At 47.6% G+C, this 1615-nt stretch carries 2 protein-coding genes; both read left to right on the forward strand.

The genetic code is table 11. The features are described 5' to 3' along the window. On the forward strand, window positions 1-457 hold a 457-nt coding region (locus R8N46_RS24575; protein WP_318189696.1), incomplete at its 5' end, for an ATP-binding cassette domain-containing protein. A 67-nt stretch (window positions 458-524) separates the two neighbouring features. Continuing rightward, the coding region (locus R8N46_RS24580; protein WP_318086224.1) for an O-antigen ligase at window positions 525-1615 on the forward strand (1091 nt) is incomplete at its 3' end.

Below are 1615 nucleotides of genomic sequence, written 5' to 3' on the forward strand. Positions count from 1 at the left end.
AATGACCGTCGAGGATGCTCGCACCTTCTTCGATCCTGTTCCTGCGATTGCCCGCAAGCTGCAAACTCTAATGGACGTTGGTCTGTCTTACATTCGTTTAGGTCAAGCGGCAACCACATTATCAGGCGGCGAAGCGCAGCGAGTGAAATTGGCAAGAGAGCTATCCAAGCGTGATACGGGTAAAACCTTGTACATTCTGGATGAGCCAACAACTGGTCTGCACTTCCATGATATTCAGCAGCTATTGACCGTACTTCATCGCCTGCGCGATCACGGGAATACCGTTGTGGTTATCGAGCATAACTTGGACGTCATCAAAACAGCAGACTGGATCATCGACTTAGGACCAGAAGGCGGACAAGGCGGCGGAGAGATCATTGCCCAGGGAACACCAGAAGATGTGTCTCAGATCGAAGGTTCGCACACAGCTCGATTCCTTAAGCCTATGTTGAAATAGAAAAAACGGGTAAAGTACAAAGACCAGCCAATGCTGGTCTTTTTTCATTCAAAACAACGCAATATATATGGCTACTATACATGTAAGTGGAACCAAACTTTCTCCTGAAAAAGTACAAGTTCCTCTCAATCGCAAGTTTCTCATCGCCTTGGCCGTTCTGTTTTTACTGGCCATGCACTTTTTTATGCCCAATCCAGGTGGATCAGGGTTAGCCTTATCCTTCAACGCAACAACGTGGATTGCATTTAGCTTTGCGTTAGGTATCGGTTGCTATCAGCTCGCGAGTAACCGCATTTTACGCTATTCAAAGCTAACCATCGGGTTACTGATCAGCGCGATCATCATGACGTTGCCAGTATTCTACCCCAATGCGGACAGCACTCTGGCAGCGAACAAACTTATCGGCCTGTGGAGTGGTTTCCTGTTTTTTGTTGTCTTACAGCAATTTCATTTCAGTAATAAGCATCGCCAACGGTTACTTTGGTTCATCGTACTGGCTGTCGTGATTGAAGCTCTATTTGGTCTGACGCAATATCTTTTTCTAAAACCAGGGAATCCTTTCGGCTACGACACGATTGCTAACCGTCCGTACGGGATCTTTCAGCAACCGAATGTGATGGCTAGCTTTCTCGCTACTGGATTAGTCATTGCCAGTTACCTTCTAGCTCGTCAACCCTATAAGTATTCACGTAAGCTAAGCGACGTTTACCTTTTGTATGCCGTACCTGTTGTTACCTTGCCGTTGATTGTCGCGTTAGCTTCGCGCACAGGATGGCTAGCGACCATCATCGGTTTGTTGTTAGTGATTCCGTATATGTATCGCTTTGCAACCAAAGGCCGCTTTATTCGCTGGATCGCAGCTTTGGTTACGGGCTTGGTGCTCTCGTTCGTTGTAATGAGCATTGCATTCCCGGACGGAAGTGGACTGGCGACAGAGAAAGTGAATATGGAATCGCCTCGAGCGTACACTTTCCCTCAAACCTTGGATATGGTGATCGAGAAACCGTTCACTGGCTACGGTTACGGTAAGTTTGAATCTGAGTACATGCTGTACACCGCGCGCCAGCATGCGCTGAATGAGAACTATCCTGCAGGCTTGCCATCGATGGATCATCCACACAATGAAATGTTGTACTGGGGCGTAGAAGGTGGGCTTCT

The organism is Vibrio sp. 1874 (assembly GCF_033344395.1).
Classification (GTDB): Bacteria; Pseudomonadota; Gammaproteobacteria; order Enterobacterales; family Vibrionaceae; genus Vibrio; species Vibrio alginolyticus.